General features: G+C 65.0%; 20 protein-coding genes. 10 read left to right on the top strand and 10 right to left on the bottom strand.

What is annotated here, in order from left to right:
• Positions 1-3 precede the first annotated feature (3 nt).
• Both IPM80_21000 and IPM80_20995 read left to right on the top strand, forming a co-directional pair.
• Complete coding sequence (locus IPM80_21000) at positions 4-663, top strand: Rieske 2Fe-2S domain-containing protein (protein ID MBK8960825.1); 660 nt, start codon at positions 4-6, stop codon at positions 661-663.
• Between the two features lie 12 nt (positions 664-675).
• Positions 676-1,401, top strand: coding sequence for a hypothetical protein (locus tag IPM80_20995; protein MBK8960824.1), 726 nt, complete (start codon positions 676-678; stop codon positions 1,399-1,401).
• Here IPM80_20995 and IPM80_20990 read toward each other — a convergent pair.
• Genes IPM80_20990 through IPM80_20975 form a run of 4 tightly spaced genes read right to left on the bottom strand, consistent with a single transcriptional unit; the run spans position 1,390 to position 6,120 of the window.
• Positions 1,390-3,348: a transglutaminase domain-containing protein gene (locus tag IPM80_20990; GenBank protein ID MBK8960823.1), complete on the bottom strand. Its 1,959-nt coding sequence runs from the start codon at positions 3,346-3,348 to the stop codon at positions 1,390-1,392. The genes IPM80_20995 and IPM80_20990 overlap by 12 nt on opposite strands.
• Positions 3,345-4,682 carry a DUF58 domain-containing protein gene (locus IPM80_20985; protein MBK8960822.1) on the bottom strand — a complete coding sequence of 446 codons (1,338 nt, stop codon included), beginning with the start codon at positions 4,680-4,682 and terminating at the stop codon, positions 3,345-3,347. Before IPM80_20985 ends, IPM80_20990 begins: the two co-directional genes overlap by 4 nt.
• A 17-nt stretch (positions 4,683-4,699) precedes the next feature.
• Positions 4,700-5,662 (bottom strand): MoxR family ATPase, encoded by a 963-nt coding sequence (locus tag IPM80_20980; GenBank protein ID MBK8960821.1) that lies wholly within the window; start codon positions 5,660-5,662, stop codon positions 4,700-4,702.
• Between the two features lie 20 nt (positions 5,663-5,682).
• On the bottom strand, positions 5,683-6,120 hold the full coding sequence (locus tag IPM80_20975) for an RNA-binding S4 domain-containing protein (GenBank protein MBK8960820.1): 438 nt from the start codon (positions 6,118-6,120) through the stop codon (positions 5,683-5,685).
• Between the two features lie 60 nt (positions 6,121-6,180).
• Between IPM80_20975 and moaB the strand changes: the two genes are divergently transcribed.
• Entirely contained in the window at positions 6,181-6,702 is a 522-nt protein-coding gene (gene moaB, locus IPM80_20970; GenBank protein ID MBK8960819.1) for a molybdenum cofactor biosynthesis protein B, read from the top strand.
• A gap of 9 nt (positions 6,703-6,711) precedes the next feature.
• On the opposite strand, the gene IPM80_20965 is transcribed toward moaB, so the two are convergent.
• The gene (locus IPM80_20965) at positions 6,712-7,533 is read right to left on the bottom strand and encodes an esterase-like activity of phytase family protein (protein ID MBK8960818.1); all 822 of its coding nucleotides are present in this window, start codon (positions 7,531-7,533) and stop codon (positions 6,712-6,714) included.
• Between the two features lie 30 nt (positions 7,534-7,563).
• Here IPM80_20965 and IPM80_20960 point away from each other — a divergent pair, with 30 nt between their 5' ends.
• Positions 7,564-8,259, top strand: coding sequence for a DUF423 domain-containing protein (locus IPM80_20960; protein ID MBK8960817.1), 696 nt, complete (start codon positions 7,564-7,566; stop codon positions 8,257-8,259).
• Positions 8,260-8,278: 19 nt separating this feature from the next.
• A complete protein-coding gene (locus tag IPM80_20955; GenBank protein MBK8960816.1) occupies positions 8,279-9,283 on the top strand; it encodes a L,D-transpeptidase family protein in 1,005 nt (334 codons plus the stop codon).
• Positions 9,284-9,442: 159 nt separating this feature from the next.
• Here the strand turns inward: IPM80_20955 and IPM80_20950 are convergent, their stop codons facing one another.
• From IPM80_20950 to IPM80_20940, 3 genes are all read right to left on the bottom strand, one after another.
• Positions 9,443-9,748 (bottom strand): hypothetical protein, encoded by a 306-nt coding sequence (locus tag IPM80_20950; protein MBK8960815.1) that lies wholly within the window; start codon positions 9,746-9,748, stop codon positions 9,443-9,445.
• A 132-nt stretch (positions 9,749-9,880) separates the two neighbouring features.
• Positions 9,881-10,366 carry a hypothetical protein gene (locus IPM80_20945; GenBank protein ID MBK8960814.1) on the bottom strand — a complete coding sequence of 162 codons (486 nt, stop codon included), beginning with the start codon at positions 10,364-10,366 and terminating at the stop codon, positions 9,881-9,883.
• Complete coding sequence (locus tag IPM80_20940; protein MBK8960813.1) at positions 10,363-10,938, bottom strand: HNH endonuclease; 576 nt, start codon at positions 10,936-10,938, stop codon at positions 10,363-10,365. The genes IPM80_20945 and IPM80_20940 overlap by 4 nt, the downstream gene beginning before the upstream one ends.
• A 136-nt stretch (positions 10,939-11,074) precedes the next feature.
• Between IPM80_20940 and mazG the strand changes: the two genes are divergently transcribed.
• Positions 11,075-11,854, top strand: a complete 780-nt coding sequence (mazG, locus tag IPM80_20935) for a nucleoside triphosphate pyrophosphohydrolase (protein ID MBK8960812.1) — start codon at positions 11,075-11,077, stop codon at positions 11,852-11,854.
• 272 nt (positions 11,855-12,126) lie between these two features.
• On the opposite strand, the gene ispA is transcribed toward mazG, so the two are convergent.
• Together ispA and IPM80_20925 are read right to left on the bottom strand one after the other, a co-directional pair.
• Positions 12,127-13,020, bottom strand: a complete 894-nt coding sequence (ispA, locus tag IPM80_20930; GenBank protein MBK8960811.1) for a (2E,6E)-farnesyl diphosphate synthase — start codon at positions 13,018-13,020, stop codon at positions 12,127-12,129.
• An 8-nt stretch (positions 13,021-13,028) separates the two neighbouring features.
• On the bottom strand, positions 13,029-13,232 hold the full coding sequence (locus IPM80_20925; protein MBK8960810.1) for an exodeoxyribonuclease VII small subunit: 204 nt from the start codon (positions 13,230-13,232) through the stop codon (positions 13,029-13,031).
• A gap of 258 nt (positions 13,233-13,490) precedes the next feature.
• Between IPM80_20925 and IPM80_20920 the strand changes: the two genes are divergently transcribed.
• From IPM80_20920 to parE, 4 genes are all read left to right on the top strand, one after another.
• Positions 13,491-13,907, top strand: coding sequence for a rubrerythrin (locus tag IPM80_20920; GenBank protein MBK8960809.1), 417 nt, complete (start codon positions 13,491-13,493; stop codon positions 13,905-13,907).
• 82 nt (positions 13,908-13,989) lie between these two features.
• Complete coding sequence (locus tag IPM80_20915) at positions 13,990-15,315, top strand: Fe-S oxidoreductase (protein MBK8960808.1); 1,326 nt, start codon at positions 13,990-13,992, stop codon at positions 15,313-15,315.
• Positions 15,316-15,324: 9 nt separating this feature from the next.
• Positions 15,325-15,906, top strand: coding sequence for a DUF3501 family protein (locus tag IPM80_20910; GenBank protein ID MBK8960807.1), 582 nt, complete (start codon positions 15,325-15,327; stop codon positions 15,904-15,906).
• Positions 15,907-16,004: 98 nt separating this feature from the next.
• Positions 16,005-17,894, top strand: a complete 1,890-nt coding sequence (gene parE / locus IPM80_20905; GenBank protein MBK8960806.1) for a DNA topoisomerase IV subunit B — start codon at positions 16,005-16,007, stop codon at positions 17,892-17,894.
• Positions 17,895-17,903: the final 9 nt, after the last annotated feature.

The raw sequence follows: 17,903 nt of genomic DNA, 5'->3' as shown, positions 1-17,903 counted from the left end.
CACATGAGCCGCGCACTCGATTACCTCATGAAGGCGCGCCCGCAAGCGATGGGCGCCTATTTCAAATTCCTGAAAGACAATGGCAGTCGGCTCGATCCCAAGACGCGCGCCTTGATTTCAGTCATCACCAAGGTCGCGGTCGAGACCGAGCTCGGTCTCGTGCAGTACACGCGCAGGGCGCTGGAAGTCGGCGCCAGTCCCGACGAGATCCTTGACGCCTTGATGATGGCATTCCCGGCCTTGGGGCTGAGCCGCATCGTGTGGGCGGTGGATGTTTTGATCGAGCACGGCGTGGAGGGCTTCGCCGAGCTGTCCTTGCACGATGACGAAGCGGCGCCGGTGGCAGCGCCGCGCGGCGAAACGCTGGATGTATGCGCGCTCGACCAGTTGCCGGAGCGTCAGACCGTCAAGCGCAACAGCGGTCGTTATCCCTTGCTGCTGTGGCGCGAGGGCGGTGCGGTGCGGGCCTTCAAGGCTTATTGCTCGCACCAGGGCATGGAACTCATGACCAGCGGCATCAAGGGCGCGCAGGTCACCTGCGCGCAGCACGGTTGGCAGTTCACGCTGCCGGACGGGCGCTGCAGCCGCGGCGACAAATGGGGCTTGAGCGAACTGCCGGTCACGCTGCGCGGCGGGCGCGTGATGGTGCAGTGGCAGGACTGAGGGGTGGCGCCGGTGTTTTCCTTCGACACCTTGCTGCGCGCCGGCGCCGACGAGTTGCTGGCGATCTTTTCCGCGACGCGCTCGGCGGCGACCTTGGACGCCGATCTGCGCCGTGAACAACTTGCACAGCAACTCGGCTTGCGCGTGCCGCAACTGTTGTGTGGGCTGGGCTTCAATGCCGCGGTGCCAGGCCTGGAAGCAGTGCAACGGGCCCTGGGTTTCACGCACTTCGACGCGCTGGTGGCGGCGCGCAATTACGCCTTCATCCACGACGTCTACCGCGCGCTCACCATCAACAACATCGTCGAGATCTATGCCGCGATTGCGCGCTTCCAGGAGCCTGGCACCGACTGGTCGGAACTGGTGCTGACACGCGTGACCAACCTCGAATCGCAGCTCGAGGAAACCATCAATCCCATCCTGATCGGTGGTTACAAGCTCGAGATCCGCGCCATCTACGACAACCGCCTGGCGTCCGCGACGTTCGTGCAGGGCCGCCTGACGCCCAGTCACGCGGTGATGCGCGACATCGCCAATGAAAACGCCCTCATGCTGGAACGCGGCGCGATTGAGCCGCTGGCGTTTCTCGAATGCCCGGGCCTGTCGCTGGACGAGAAGCGGCGCGCGGTGTTCCAGGGCCTCATTCCGCCGCTGGTTGCCGACCATTTCATCCGCCAGCTCGACTCGGTCGAAGAACGGCTGCGCTTCCGCGAAGCGCTGGGCAGTCTAGGGCACTAGCTCGCCGCAATAGGCACGCAGGCTATCTTCGAAGCGCGCCTTGAGTGCCGGCGTGGCCGTGCCATAGCGAACGCTGTAATAGAGCCGTACCAGCTCATTGCGCGGCACGCCGCCGCGGTTCTCCGGCGCGGCGCGCGTCAGGAAACGGGCGACGGTTTCGCCCGGCGCGGGGCGCAGGCCCTGCGCGGCCAGCTGCTCCAGCAGCGGCGCCAGCAATGACACCGGTTCGAGCGGCGCGGCCGCCGCCGCGGCGCGGCGCACGGCCAATGGACTGCGGCGCAGGCGCCAGTACAGCAGCGCCGCGAGTGGCGGCACCAGCCACGCCAATTGATCGGTGAAGTCGCTGAGCTTGGCCTGTGCGAGGCGCTGGTAGCGATACACCAACCACGCGGACAGATCCTGCAAGCTCTGCCAGCCGCTCGCGCGTTCGTCCTCGAGTTCATACCAGGCGGCCGGCGTGGCATCGATGACTTGCCATTGCCCGTCGATGAAGGCCAACGCCCAGGCGTGGGCATGGCGCGCGCGCGCGATGTAGGCGCGCTCGAGGGCACTGTACTCGTCGACCACGTAGCCCACTGCGTAGCGCGCCGGAATACCGGCCGCGCGCAGCAGCAGCACGCTGGCGGTGGCGAAATATTCGCAATGTCCGCGGCGCGTCTTGCGCAGGAAATCCGCCAGCGGCGTGCGCCACGCGAAGGTGTCGGACTGCACGAGGCTGTACTTGAAGTTATCGAGGAAGAAGGCGCGGATGGCCGCGGCACGCTGCGCCGTGTCGAGATGTTCGATACCGATCTCGGCCAGCGTGGTATCGAGCAGCGCCTGGTATTGGCTGGGCACGGCGTTGTCGCCGGGAGTCGGCGCCGGCTCGCCGGCCTGGGGCGGGCCCTGTTCGACGGTATAGCGCAGCGCGCCGGGTGGCGACTCGGCCATCAGGCTGCCGAAGCGGTTGCGCTGCAATTCCGCCAACTCGTCGCTCGCCACCCGGTGCGTGCCGCGCGGCACCGGCAGGAGGCTCAGTTCCCGCGCGTGTTGCAACGCCAGTTCGAGACCTGGGCGTGATGCGGCGGGCGTGTTGTCGAGATCCCACACCGCCGCGCCTTCGCGCTTGTCCAGCGCCGCGAACGGCGCCTGCTGCGCGCTCCAGGCGCCGAAATGGAAGACGTCGTAACTCGCTTCCTGCAACAACAGTGGCACTCTCACCTGCGGTCCGGGCATGACGCGCAGTCGGATCTGATCCGACAGCTTGAGTCGACCGATGGTGCCGATGGCCGTCACCTCGCGATTCGGATCGTTCATCGCCCAAGGAAACTGGTTTACCCAGTACATCACCGAGTTCTCGACCCAGCGTTGCGCGCGCATCACGCCCGACTGGGTCAGCGCCGCGAGCCCGGCGCTCGCGACGAGGCACAGCACCCAGGTGGTCCAGGCGTAGCGGCGCGGTCGCACGGCCAGCAACATGCCGAGCAGCATGGCCGCACAGAACGCGCCGTAGCGCGCGTCATGCGCGGCGCCGGTGCTCGCCGCCAGCAGGCACATGGCGAGGTAATAGGGCGCGATGTCGAGCCGCGCGCGGTAATCACGCTGACGTCGCAGGCTGTAGAACAGCGCGCTCATGGGGATGGTCTGCGCGGTGCTGGCGCGCTGTACCAGCACCAGCGGGAAGAAGCAGTAGGGCGCGACCTTGAGGATCTCGTAGATACCGTGCACCGAGTAGCGCGAGAACTGCACGGCCGTGATGAGGGCGAAGATCACGCTGGTCAGATCGGCCGCGCGGTGAAATTCGCGTTCCGCCATGGCCCATTTCAGCGGGCCACGAAGAATGCCCTCGATGAGCATCGCCATCACCAGCGCGCCCGCCAGGTTGTCGGTCAAAAGACCCCAGCCGAGCAGGGCGAGCGCGAGCCACAGGGGCGGCAGCGGCGTGACGCGATCGGCGGCGACGTTCATGACGTCGTGCCGATTCGAGCTAGGTCGGCGGCCAGTTGCTCCACCCTCAGGCGCTGTACGCCGGCCGGCACGTCGGCGCTGTCCTGTTCAGACGTCACCAGCAGGCACAGTGTCGTCAGCCCATGGGCACGCAGTTCATCGAGCAGGGCGCGCCGCTGGGCATCGAAATGCCCGAACACCAGGATGATGCTGGCCAGTTGGCCGACGCGCGCGCGCAGCAGCGCGGCCACACCCGCGATATCGTCGTGCTCGGCGCCGACCGCTTCGGCGAGGTAAGCCAGCGCACGCATGCTGTCGCCGAGGCCGCGCCCGGCGTTCAGTTCCAGGACTTCGTTGCCGGCAATGACCAGGTCGAGTATCGAATCCTGGGCGCGGTGCTGGCTCAACACCGATGCGGCCACTTCGATGACGGCCTCGAAACGCGCGGGCGCATCGACGCTGCGCGTGTCGACCACCAGCGCATGGCGATCGAAGTACTCATCCTGGTATTGCTTGACGATGAGGGTGCCGGTCTTGGCGAAGCTGCGCCAATGGATGTGGCGGCGCGGGTCGCCCGGCTGGTAGTCGCGCAGCGCCGCGAATTCCTGGGAATCTCCGACCGCGTGGGCGAGGCTGAGTCCGCCGGGTTGATAGCGCCGCTCGGAGGCGAGATGGATCGCCGGCAGGGCGTGGCGACGCGGCAAGGCCAGCAGCTTGTCGGGCAGGATCACATGGTGGCGGGCGCGGCACAGGCCCAGCGGGTCCGGGCGCATGATGCACAGGCTCGCGAAGCGCAACCAGCCGCGTCGCAGCGGTGTCAGTTCAACGCGCACGCGCACGGTCGCGCCAATCGCAATGGACGGCACCGGCACCGCGACCAGCTCGGCGCCGCGATCGCGGCGCCGCAAGGCCACCCAGCGTGGAAAGCCGACGGCGCGGTCGAACCAGTTGCTGTCGCCGCCGTAGGTATCACGCAACGCCTTGAAGCGCGCCAGCGACAGCGAAGGTTGTGCGAGCGTGTCGTGAACCAGCAGGTCCGATTCGACGCGCGGGCCGCGGTTGGTGATTTCCAGCCAGTAATGGCTGACGTGCCCGTTGCTCGCCATGTTCGGCAGGATGCGCCTGACTTCGAGCCGCGGCCGCCAGCGCAGCGTCAGCACGAAGCTCGCCAGCAGCAGCGCGAAGGCCAGTATCGCCAACTGGTAGGCAAGCGTCTGGCCGATGTCGATGCCGAGCACCGCCGCGCTCAAGAGCACGCCGAGCAGCAGGCGGCCGCTGGCGGTAAAACCTTGCTCGAGGGCGCGGCTGGCGCGGGCAGCGAAGGGAAACAGGCGAAACAGGGTGCGCGGCGGCATGGACCTGCGACACCGCGTCAGCGCGGTACCGGGATGGAGTCCAGCAGTTCGGCGATGCAGGTCGCCGCGCTGGCGCCACCGAAGCGCGCCTCGGCACGTACCGCCAGGCGGTGGTTCAACACCAAGGGCGCCAATTCCTGGATGAGGTCCGGCGTGACGAAATCCAGGCCGTCGAACAGCGCCAGGGCCTGCGCGCATTTCAGCAGCGCGATCGAGGCGCGTGGGCTCGCGCCCAGTTCCAACGCCGGCATATGGCGTGTCGCCGCCACCAGCGTGACGAGATAGCGGGACAGCTCGGCGCTGATGGCGATACGCGCGGCGGCGTCCTGGTACGAGAGCACCTCGTCGCGGCTGACGACCGGCGCGGCCTGCGCGCTGGCGAGCCGCGCCTCGTCGCGCGTGATGATCGATATCTCGTCGTCGATGGACACGTAGCCCAGCGCCAGGCGCAGCGCGAAGCGATCCATCTGCGCCTCCGGCAGGGGATAGGTGCCGTGGAATTCGATCGGGTTCTGGGTCGCAATCACGAAATAGGGTCGCGCCAGCGCGAATTGCTGCCCTTCGAGACTCACCTGGCCTTCACCCATCGCTTCGAGCAGCGCCGATTGGGTGCGTGGCGAAGCGCGGTTGATTTCGTCGGCGAGCAGGATGTTGGTGAATATCGGCCCCTTGTGGATGACGAATTCCTGGCTGCGCGGGTTGTATATGGACGCGCCGAGCAGGTCGGTGGGCAGCAGGTCCGGCGTGAACTGGATGCGCTGGAAATCGGCGCCCACCGCGCGTGCCAAGGCCTTGGCGAGCGTGGTCTTGCCCGTGCCTGGATAGTCCTCCAACAGCACGTGGCCGCCGCACAGGAAGGCGGCGAGCAGGTGGCGCACCACGCGTTGCTGTCCGGTCACCACGCTGTTGAGGGCGTGTGCGAGGCGCCGGTGGACGTCGGCGGCAGCGCTCAGTTCGGTGGCCGTGAGGGGGGCGTTCATGGTGGCGTCCTGCGTGGCAGTCAGTCGTACATACGTTTGAGGCGTTCGCGTTCGCGCCTGTCGTGCTTGTCGAGTTTGCCGTCGCGCGGCGCCTCGCGCACCGCACCGAGCACCTGCCGTTCGCGCAGTTGCGCGCGCGCGGCAATGCTCTGTTCGCTTTCCTTGTAGAGCTCCTGGGCAATGGCGGCGCCGACCCGTTGCTCGACCATGCCCAGCACTTCGACCTCGTGTACGTAGGGAGGACGCTGCACGCGCACCTGGTCGCCAGGCTTGACCAGCTTGGCGGCCTTGGCGCGCACGCCGTTGATCTCGATGCGGCCGTTGTCTATCGCTTCGACCGCGAGCCCGCGGGTCTTGAAGAACCGCACGTTGCACAACCAGCGGTCGATACGCTGGCCGGCATCCGCGGCTGGCCGATTTGAGGGCGCATCGTCGTGCGGGTTAGGATGGCTTGGCATGATGGACCGTTGCTTCGCAGCGCTCACTAAATCCTGAAACACTACCGCAGGTCGACAGTCGTGACTACCGAACGCCAATTCCTTCCCCTCGATATCGCGGTGCTGACGATTTCGGACACGCGCGATGAAACGACCGACAAGTCCGGCAAGCTGCTGTGCGATCGCGTGCTCGCCGCCGGGCACCGCGTTCACGACAAGCGCATTTGTCGAGACGACATCTACGCCATCCGCGCCATCGTTTCGCATTGGATCGCGGCCAGCGAGGTCAACGTGGTCTTGACTACCGGCGGCACCGGTGTGACCGGACGTGATGGCACGCCGGAGGCGGTCGCGCCCTTGTTCGACAAGACGCTCGACGGCTTCGGCGAAATGTTTCGCGTGTTGTCCTACGAGGACATCAAGACTTCGACGCTGCAGTCGCGCGCGGTGGCCGGCGTGGCGAACGCCACCTACGTCTTCTGCCTGCCCGGCTCGGGCGGCGCCTGCGCCTTGGGCTGGGACGCGTTGATCGTGCACCAGCTCGACTTCCGCACCCGGCCCTGCAACCTGGTGGAACTCATGCCGCGCCTGCTCGAGCGCTGACCCCCGGGTTCAGAACCGATGCCGGCTGAGCGGTGGCTTGGCGGGTTCGGGCCCGTGCGCGGCGTCGTCGTCGTCCAGTACTTCAAAGTACAGCAACAGGCCGTGTTGCAGCGGGCTGGCGTTGTCGTCGGACACCATGAAATAGCGGTTGCCGGCGTGGCGCGCGACGGACTCGAAATTGTCCATGGCCCAACCGGCGGTCGTATCGAAGCGCGCGAGTTCGCGCTGGCGGACCGCGCCCGCCGGCTGGTCCGGCAGTGTCATGCGACTCAAGGCGATGATCAGCGGCCGGAACGGTGATATGTAGCGGCGTTCGAGCACCAGCAGGTTGTCGTCGGGCAGGGTTTCCAGCCCCACCAGGCCGCTGTATTGCTCATCGAGACTGTGGAATTCAAAGCTCGGGCCGGTAAGGCTCGTCACCGCAATGCCGCGCCCGGTCTGACCCGCCATCGGCAATTCCGGCGCGGTGACGACGCCATGGCGCCGCGTTTCGGTCACGGCTTCGAGCGCGCGATTGGGATGCCGATAGCGCGCGGGGCCACGTAGCTCTTCGGGCAGCGGCAAAGCCCCGAGCAAGTGTCCGTCCAAGGTGTAGCGCTGGATGCGCGGCCGCTGCTCGAACGACACCAGCAATTGTTCCTCGCCGGGCGACGGGCCGGGACGCAGGCTCAATCCTTCAGCGTCGCGCCAGCGCCCTTGCAAGGCATTGCCGGCGGCGTCGCGCAGGGCATGGCTTGCGCAATAGCTGACGCCGACCAGCATGCCGTCATGAAAATGGGGTTCGAAATGCACAAGGAAGCCGAGGTCGGAGACCGCGACCAGGCGTTGCAAGCGTGGACTCCAACTCAATCCCGACAGCCCGTGGACGAGCCGGCCATCGACGCGACGGTCGTCGAGGCGAACGGCGCCGCGCAGTCTGATGCCTTGGAAAAGCGCGCCGTTAGGGTAGTCGGGATGCAAAGCCACGGGCGTCGCGTCGTCGCCATCGCACCCCTGCGCAATGGCTGGCGCCGACGCCATGAGCAGCCATGCGGTGGTCAGCAATATCACCGAGAGCGCGCTGCCAAGCGCTTCATGTTGCGCTGCGCGCAAATTTTTATAGGTTCCAGAAACCATCGCAATTATAATGCGTTAGTGAAAAGCGATTACGCCAGTTCAAGCATGGGCTCGTGGGGCGTGGCGGCTATGCTGACGGGCGGTATCGCCGGCTGCGCAGGGGTGGTGCTCGATGCGCTGTCCGCCCATGCCTTGCAGTCGCGTTTGACATCGCACGACATGAACTCGCTCACGACCGCGGCCCGGTACCTGATGCTGCATGGGCTGCTCTTGATCGTCATTGCGGGCAGGCTGCGACAGGCGGCGGCGTCGCGCGTGCTCAAAGCCGTGGTGCTGTTGGCCGCTACTGGAATCGTTCTGTTTTGCGGCGGTCTGACCGCGAAAGTCCTGACCGGCATGGCGGTGTATGGCGCCGCCGCGCCCTACGGGGGGACTGCGTTCATGGCGGCTTGGTTGGGTTGCGCGCTGCATGCAGTGGCCCGTCCTCGCTCACATTCCTAAATCCCAAGTGACTACGAGTATGAAAACCAGGAATAGAAATGCGCTCGCGAGCGCGATGCTTGCCTTGCTGGTGTCCGGTGCGCCGCTGGCCGGCCACGCTGCCGCGCCCGTGTACCTGATTACGCCCGAGGCGCCGGACGTGGTCGGCGAATTGGGCCAGACCACTTCGGTTTACAAGGACACCATTTCCGATCTCGCTCGAGACTTCGACCAGGGCTACCGCGAGATGCGCCTGGCCAATCCCAAGGTCGATTCGTGGTTGCCGGGTGACGGCACCCCGGTGCTCGTGCCGTCGATGTATGTCATTCCCCAGGCGCCGCGCGATGGCATCGTCATCAACATCGCGGAAATGCGCATGTATTACTTCAACGGCAAGGACGCCAGCGGCGCCAAGCGCGTCATGACTTTCCCGATCAGTATCGGTCGCGAGCAGTGGGTGACGCCCAAGGGCCGCACCACCGTGGTCGGCAAGGTCAAGAACCCGGCATGGCATCCGCCGAAATCGATCCGCAAGGAGCACGCCGAGGAGGGCGACATCCTGCCGGCGGTGGTGCCGCCAGGCCCGGACAATCCACTGGGAACCCATGCCATGATGCTCGGCATCAACGGTTACCTGATTCATGGTACCGACAAACCCTTCGGCATCGGCATGCGCGTCACCCACGGCTGCATTCGCATGTATCCGGAGGACATCGTCACGATGTTCAATGCCACGCCCGTCGGCACGCCCGTGCACATCGTCAACCAGCCGTTCAAGGTTGGCCTTGCCAATGGCAATATCTACCTGGAGGTGCACCCGCATCTCGAGGAAGAGCAGGACAAGGCGGCCGATGAGCAATACTCGAAGGCTGTGAAGTTGATTCTCGAGCGGGTCAAGGGCCAGGACGCCGCCCTGGTGTGGGCGGACATCAAGCACGCACTTGAAAGCCCGACCGGGATCCCGCAGGTGGTGGGCACCGTGCAGCCCAAGATCCGTACGGAAGCGGCGCTTGACGGTGTCGTGCGGCAGGTCGCCGGGAACTGAGTGGGTGACTGGCTGCGCCGGCACAGCGTCGGCGCGGATGTGCCCTGCGGGCTGGGTCCGCGCCCGCGCCCGACATTGTTCAGTTGCGGAGAAATTCCCGGGCCATAAATGAAGAACCCCGCCGAAGCGGGGTTCTCGAACACAAAGTAACGGAGTCCGTTACTTCTTCATGATCTTCTCGAACACGCGGTCGAGGCGATCCTTGTTCTCGTTGCAGCAAGCCTGGGCAGCGTCGGCACCGGCCTTCGCAGCGTCGGCGGTCGCCTGGGCAGCGGTAGCGGCAGCCTTCGCATCCGTCGCGGCCTTCAGCGCGGCAGCGGCGTTGGAAGCGGCGGTCTTCGCATCGGACGCGGCGCTGGTGGCCTTGGCGTCGACGGCAGACAGCTGCTCCGGGGTCACGGTGGAACATGCGCTGGTCAGGCCCAGAACGGCGCAAACCGCCGCAAGCTTCAATACATTGGTCATCGTGGTCTTCCTCCTAACTCGGGGGGCTAGTTTAAGAAACGTTTGTCTCGAAGTGAGATTAACTAAAGCTCTCGATTGCGTGAATGATGAACGAAAAATTCAAATGACGCAATGCAAATTAACGATCTTTTCTCAATCCGTCCTGAAGTGCCGCACGGTACCGCAGTGTGGGTCGCACGCCTTTAGCGTCGCCCTGTGCTCGAACTTAAGGCGCTGCAGCCGGCGGCGGTGCATTACTCCATCCGCGCCCTGGCTGGGGGGGGACTGAAGACGCTGATCGTGGCGCGCCACCAGCAACTGACCCACGGCGCGCTCGAAGCTGTCCATCTTGTGCTCGCCACAGTAGTCAGCGAGCCACGACAGGCTCGTTTCGAGCGATTCGCCGCCGAGAGCATCATAAGTATCCGGCGCGAGCGTATTGACGGCCGTCAAGTAACCCATCAGGTAATCTCGAAACGTCGCAAGCTTGGCGGCATCGGGGCGAGCCTGGGCAAATTGATGGCACGAGCGACCGCCCGCGCCCCAGATTGCGTAGTTGCCTTGATGGTCCGCCGCCGGCGCAAGACCACTCGTCAGGCAGGCAACGATGCCCACCAGTCCGCGAAGCGCTTTATTCATGCGAGATCCGAAATTCGAGGGTGACGATTGAACTGGGATTTGAGGAAGTCCATCTGGTCGGCCAGGATGCGTCGATTGGAGAGTACGAGGAATTCCGCCCAGTTGGGCACATAAGGTATCGCAAGCAGGGGCATGGACGCCTGTTCCGGTGTACGCCCGCCTTTGCGCGTGTTGCAACTGCGACAGGCACTGACGACGTTCGACCAGCGATCGACGCCGCCTCGCGACAGGGGAATGACGTGATCGCGCGTCAATTGGTGGTCGGAAAACTCGCCCCCGCAATAGAGGCACAGGTAGTCATCGCGGCGGAACAACTCATGGTTATTGAGCGGTGGGACATGGCGCCGCGGGTGCTGCCCGCGCTTGGAGTGCTTGATGGCGATGATCGAATGGACGGTGATGGACGAGCGTTCGCCCCGACCCCGTGGGTAACCGCCGCGGAACGTGAAGGCGTTTTGCCCCGCCGTCCAGGCCACCATGTTGCGGCTGTAGAGGCACACGGCATCCTGCCAGGGTATCCAGCGTATCGGCGCGCCGGCGACGTCGAGTCTCAGTATGAGCGGCGTGGACATAACCCTGCGATTGCGTCCTCTGTGGCTGTCATTGGACAACGTGACGGGTTAGATTTTCAGCGCATTGAATAGTTGAATCAAGTACGGCCCGGCCTGCGCTCGCCGTGCCAGCTTCGGGTTTTTGGAGTGCGTGACAATGGCTGATCTGCAACGCCTGCAGCAGTTGATGCGGCGCCTGCGCGCGCCGGTGGGTGGCTGTCCGTGGGATCTGGAGCAGACGTTTGCGTCGCTCGTGCCGCATACCCTCGAAGAAGCCTACGAAGTGGCCGACGCCATTGCGCGCGGCGACTTCGAACATTTGCCCGGCGAATTGGGCGACCTCCTGTTCCAGGTGATTTTCTACAGCCAACTCGGCGAGGAGCGCGCGTTGTTCGCCATGGACGACGTCATCCATGCGCTCGAAAGCAAGTTGGTCACCCGCCATCCGCACGTGTTCGGCGACGTGCAGGCGAGCGACGCGCACGAGGTGGCGCAGGCGTGGGAGGCGCGCAAGGCCAGGGAACGCAGCGCACGGCCAGGCCAGGTCGCGTCGAGTGAACTGGATGACGTGCCGTTGTCGCTGCCGGCGCTCAGCCGCGCGCGCAAGCTGCAAAAACGCGCCGCCCGTGTCGGCTTCGATTGGCCGGACGTCAGCGGCCCGTGGTCGAAGTTGCGCGAGGAAACCGAGGAGTTGGCGCAGGCTGCCACGCGCGGCGAACAGGAGGCGGAATTGGGCGACCTGCTGTTTGCCGCGGTCAACCTTGCCCGCCACCTGGACATCGATCCCGAAGCGGCACTGCGCGGTGCCAACGCCAGGTTCGAGCGACGCTTTCGCCACATCGAGAGCGCCGTGGCGGGCCGCGGACGACAACTGGAAGACTGCGACCTCGGCACCCTGGACGCCCTGTGGGACGAAGCCAAGCAGGCTGGCCTGTAATTCGGCGTCTCAAAAAAGAACGGGTGCCGAAGCACCCGTAATGGACCAAAGGGAGGATCGCGAGGGGAGGTCTTCCCTCGCATGCCATATCCCTAGCAGTTCGCGTGCCAACCGGCGTCGAGGCCATCATCCAGCCACGAAAGCCTGTTCAGGACATGTGGACGACGCAAAACCGCGCAGTCATCGCGGTCGACCGTCACGGAAATCTGGCGCTTCGCGCGCGCCCACGGCTTTTCGACGCGCGCGAGCCCGCGCGAGCTGTCGCTCGCGGCTCAGCGGTCGCGTTTGACGATGAAGTTCGCAATCATGGCCAGGGTTTCGCCGCGTGCGCCGAGCGGCGCGAGGCTGTCGGTCGCCTCGTCACACAAGCGTCGCGCGGTGGCCTTGGCTTCGTCCATGCCCAGCAGATTCGGATAGGTGGGCTTGTCCCGGTCGGCGTCGGAACCCTGGGGCTTGCCGATGACTTCGGTGGCGCCTTCGACATCGAGGATGTCGTCCTGCACCTGGAAGGCGAGGCCAATGCAGGTCGCATAGCGCTCCAGGCGCTGATCGAGATCGGCATCGTCGCTGCCGGTCGCCAGGACGCCGAGTTTGACGCTGGCGCGAATGAGCGCGCCGGTCTTGTGCTTGTGCATGTTCTCGAGCTCGGCGAGCGACAACTTCTTGCCGACCGCGGAGAGGTCCAGCGCCTGGCCGCCCGCCATGCCGAGCGAACCGCTGGCCTGCGCCAGCACCTGCACCATCGCCAGCCGGCAGGCGCTCGGCAGGCTGCGGGCACTGTCGTGCAGGAGGGCTTCGAAGGCCAGGGCCTGCAGGGCATCACCGGCAAGGATGGCGGTGGCCTCGTCGAACTGGCGATGGCAGGTCGGCCGGCCACGACGCAGGTCGTCGTCGTCCATGGCCGGCAGATCGTCGTGAATGAGCGAATAAGCGTGTATGAATTCGACCGCCGCGGCTGGCGCATCGAGCAAGTCCAGCGACACGCCGAGGGCCGCGCCCGTTGCATAGGTCAGCACCGGACGGATGCGCTTGCCCGGCGCCAGGGCGGCATAGCGCATCGCTTCGTGCAGGCGCGTTGGCGGCTGGCTGGCCGGCGGTAGGAATCTGTCGAGGGCGTCGTTCGCGCGCGCCACCAGCGGCGCGATACGTTGTTCTAGGGTAGTCACGGATTGGCTCAGTTCTCGTCGGGTAGGGCAAAGTCCTGCAGGGACTCCTGGTTGTTGTCGGCGGCCAGTTTCAGCACTTTCTGCTCGGCCGCGCGCAACGCGCGCTGACAGGTTCGCGCGAGCTGCATGCCACGTTCGAATTGCTTGATGGAATCCTCCAGCGAGAATTCGCCTTGTTCCATCTTTTCGACCAGCGACTCCAGTTCCGCCATCGCTGCTTCGAAATCGATGGTTGTTTCCACCGGCTCGGTCTTTGCCACGCGCTCACCCGTTTGTCGCTCGCGGCTCGGCGCGTGCGCTTGAATGCAGGAGGCGGCGACTCTACTGAGGCGGCTGGCGAGGGTCAACGCCGCAACGGCTTGACGCTGCTTGGGGCGGGCCTTTAGACTCGGTCCAAGTTTAGACTTAGTCTAACTTGCCCGCTTACATAACAAGCACACACAAGATTCTTCTACGAGGAGGAACCCATCATGTCACTCAAAGGCACCAAGACCGAAGGCAATCTGAAAGCTGCTTTCGCCGGCGAATCGCAGGCCAACCGCCGCTATCTCTATTTCGCACAGAAGGCCGACGTCGAAGGCTACAACGACGTTTCGGCCGTGTTCCGTTCCACCGCGGAAGGCGAAACCGGCCATGCCCATGGCCACCTGGAGTACCTCGAGGCGGTGGGCGATCCGGCCACCGGCAAGCCGATAGGCAGCACCTCCCTGAACCTGCAGGCTGCCATCGCCGGCGAGACCCATGAGTACTCGGACATGTATCCGGGCATGGCCAAGACCGCGCGCGAAGAAGGCTTTGACGAAATCGCCGACTGGTTCGAAACCTTGGCCAAGGCCGAGCGCTCGCATGCCAATCGTTTCCAGAAGGCTCTCGACTCGCTGGGTTGACGGCCGGCGGGTAACCGCTCTGGCAGAAGCCGGGCCCGCGCCCGGCTTCTTTTTCTGACGCAGGCACAGGCAGGTCCTCTCCATGAATGATCGCAGTGGCGAACGGCGCGAAGGCTCCCTCGAAGCTCCCACCCGGCATCCGATTCCGTGGCAGGACGCCTCGTTCTACGACGAAGCGGCGCTCGACAAGGAACTCGAACGGGTTTACGACATCTGCCATGGCTGTCGGCGCTGCGTCAGCCTGTGCAACGCCTTCCCGACGCTGTTCGACCTGGTCGACAACTCCAGCACCATGGAAGTCGACGGCGTGGCCAAGGCCGATTACGGCAAGGTCGTCGACCAGTGTTACCTGTGTGACCTGTGCTACATGACCAAGTGTCCCTACGTGCCGCCCCACGAGTGGAACGTGGATTTTCCGCACCTGATGCTGCGCGCCAAGGCCGTCAAGTTCAAAAAGGAAGGTGCATCACTGCGCGACAAGGTGTTGACCTCGACCGACCTGGTCGGCTCGCTGGCCGGCATTCCGGTGGTTGCCGAAGTCGTGAACGCGGTCAACGCCAACGGCGCCGCGCGCAAGCTCATGCAAAGCGCCATTGGCGTGCATGCCGAGGCGCCGCTGCCCAAGTTCCACAGCAACAACGCGCGCAAGGTGCTGGCCAAGCGGCCGGCCGCCAGCAACACCGACGACCAGATTGCGCTCTATCTCACCTGTTACGGCAATCGCAACGCGCCGCAGACGGTGGCCGACATGGTGGCGGTCTTCGAGCACAACGGCATCGCCGTGAAGCTGGTGGAAAAAGAAGTGTGCTGTGGCATGCCCAAGCTCGAACTGGGCGACCTCGAGACCGTGGCAAAGCACAAGGACATCAACATTCCGCCCTTGCTGAAGCTTGCCGACGCCGGCCTGCGCATCACCGCGCCGATTCCGAGCTGCGTGCTCATGTATCGCCAGGAACTGCCCCTGCTGTTCCCGGACGACGAGCGTGTCAAGAAAGTGCAGGCGGCGTTTGTCGATCCTTACGAGTACCTCATGGCGCGCCATCGCGCCGGCAAGCTGCGCACCGACTTCAAGGGCGGCATCGGCAAGGTTGCGTGGCACGCGCCCTGTCACCAGCGCGTGCAGAACGTGGGCCAGAAGACCCGCGAGATCCTCGAACTGGTGCCCGGCACCGAGGTGGTGGTCATCGACCGCTGCTCGGGGCACGACGGCACCTACGCCGTGAAAGAAGAGAACTACGCCTTCGCGCAGAAGATCTGCCGGCCCATCGTCAAACGTATATCCGATACGAAGGTCGACCATTACGTCAGCGACTGCCCGATGGCGGGCGAACTGATCGAACATGGTGTCGGCAATGGCAGCCATGCGACCTCGGCATTCACCCTGTTGAAGCACGCTTACGGAATCTGACGCCAGACCATGCAAAAGCTGACCCGCGCCGACCTGCTCACACTCGAGGCCTACCACGAACAGCGTGCCGACATGCGGCGCAAGGTGCTGGCGCACAAAGCCCGGCGCAAAGTCTTTATCGGTGCGCACGCCGGCCTTTATTTCGAGGACCGCCTGACCGTGCAGTACCAGATCCAGGAGATGCTGCGCGTCGAGAAGATCTTCGCCGGCGCCGCCATCGAGGAAGAACTCGAGGCCTACAATCCGCTCATTCCCGATGGCGACAACCTGAAAGCCACCTTCATGCTGGAATACGAGGACGTCGCCGAGCGACAGGCCGCGCTGTCGCGGCTGCGCGGCGTCGAACACCGGGTGTGGCTGGACGTCGAGGGCCACGCACGCGTGTTCGGCATCGCCGACGAGGATCTCGAGCGCGCCGACGAAGACAAGACCTCGGCGGTGCATTTCCTGAGGTTCCAGCTCGACGCCGCGACGATTGCCGCCTTCAGGCAGGGCGGGGCGGTCAAATTCGGCATCGACCATCCCGCCTACCAGTCGGAAGTGCTGCTGACAGCCGAGGTGCGCGCGACGCTGGCCGCCGATTTCGACTGACGGCCGGCCGGCGTTTCCCCGCGGCGTGGGGCTTTGGCATAATCGCGCCGGTTTTTCCTACGCCAACGTACGCGCCCCCGGCGCGATGGAATCCAGCTTTGAGCTCACGCTACGACGCCGCGGACATCGAAGTCCTGACCGGTCTTGAACCGGTACGCAAACGGCCGGGGATGTACACCGACACCTCGCGCCCCAATCACCTGGTCCAGGAAGTGGTCGACAACAGTGTCGACGAGGCGATTGCCGGCCACTGTTCGCAGATCGACGTCACCCTGCATGCAGACGGCGCGGTGACCATCACCGACAACGGTCGCGGCATGCCGGTCGACGAACACCCCGGTGAGAAGATCAGCGGCGTCGAAGTGGTGCTGACACGCCTGCATGCCGGCGGCAAGTTCTCGCGCAAGAACTACAAGTATTCCGGCGGCCTGCACGGCGTGGGCGTGTCGGTGGTGAACGCCTTGTCGAAAGAGCTCGAGGTCAGGGTGCGACGCGGCGGCCGCGAGTACATGATGTCGTTCCGCGGCGGTGAAACCCACTCCTCGCTGAAGGAGATCGGCACCGTCGGCGCGCGCAATACCGGCACCAGCATCCGCTTTCTGCCCGACGAAAAGTATTTCGACACGGTCAAGATTGCGCTGCCGCGCCTGAAGCACCTGCTGCGGGCCAAGGCCGTGCTGTGCCCCGGGCTGACCATCAAGTTCCACGATGAGGCGAGCAGCGAAAAGGTCGAATGGCATTTCGAACATGGCCTGACCAGCTACCTCGCCGAAGCGCTGCAGGGCGCCGACCTCGTGCCCAGCGAACCCTTCACCGGCGACATCGAAGGCCCGCACGAGCACGCGACCTGGGCCCTGCATTGGGTGGCCGATGAATTCGAACTCGTGACCGAGTCCTACGTGAACCTGGTGCCGACGGTGCAGGGCGGCACCCACGTCGCAGGCCTGCGCCAGGGCTTGCTCGAGGCGATGCGCGAATTCTGCGACAACCGCAACCTGCTGCCGCGCGGCGTCAAGCTGGCGCCCGAAGACGTGTTTGAACGCTGTACCTACATCCTGTCGGTCAAGCTCGAGGAGCCGCAGTTCTCCGGCCAGACCAAGGAGCGGCTGTCGTCGCGTGGTTGCGCGGCCTTCGTCACCGGCGTGGTACGCGACGCCTTCAGTCTATGGCTGCATCAGCACGTGGAAAGCGGTGAGCGCATCGCCGAGATTGCCATCAGCCGCGCACAGCGCCGCTTGAAGGCGGCCAAGGTGGTGCGCAAGCGCGTCACCGGCAACGGCCCGGCCTTGCCCGGCAAGCTCGCCGATTGCTCGGGGCAGGAGTTCGAGCGCACCGAGTTGTTCCTGGTCGAAGGCGATTCCGCCGGCGGCTCGGCCAAGCAGGCGCGCGATCGCGAGTTCCAGGCCATCCTGCCGCTGCGCGGCAAGATCCTGAACACCTGGGAAGTCGAGTCGGCGCAGGTCTTGGCCTCCAACGAAGTGCATGACATCGCCGTCGCGCTCGGCATCGATCCGGGCGCACCGGACCTGACCAACCTGCGTTACGGCAAGGTGTGCATCCTCGCCGACGCCGATTCCGACGGCCTGCATATCGCGACGCTCCTGTGCGCCTTGTTCGTCAGGCATTTCCGCGCGCTGGTCGAAGCGGGGCGGGTGTACGTGGCCATGCCGCCGCTGTTCCGCATCGATGTCGGCAAGGAAGTGTTCTATGCGCTCGACGAAGACGAGAAGGCCGCCGTGCTCGATCGCATCGTCGCGCAGAAGATCAAGGGCCGGGTCAACGTGCAGCGCTTCAAGGGCCTGGGCGAGATGAACCCCTTGCAGCTGCGCGAAACCACCATGGCCACCGCCACGCGGCGCCTGGTGCGCCTGAATATCGACAATCCCGAGGAATGCGTGGCCTTGATGGACATGCTGCTGGCCAAGAAGCGCTCCGGCGATCGCCGCGCGTGGCTGGAACGCAAGGGCAATCTTGCGAGCGTCAATTGAGGACCTGAA

It is taken from the genome of Pseudomonadota bacterium (assembly GCA_016719885.1).
In the GTDB taxonomy this organism is placed as follows: domain Bacteria; phylum Pseudomonadota; class Gammaproteobacteria.
The sequence above is the reverse complement of the archived record's forward strand: the minus strand, read 5'-3'. Positions and strand labels throughout refer to the sequence as shown.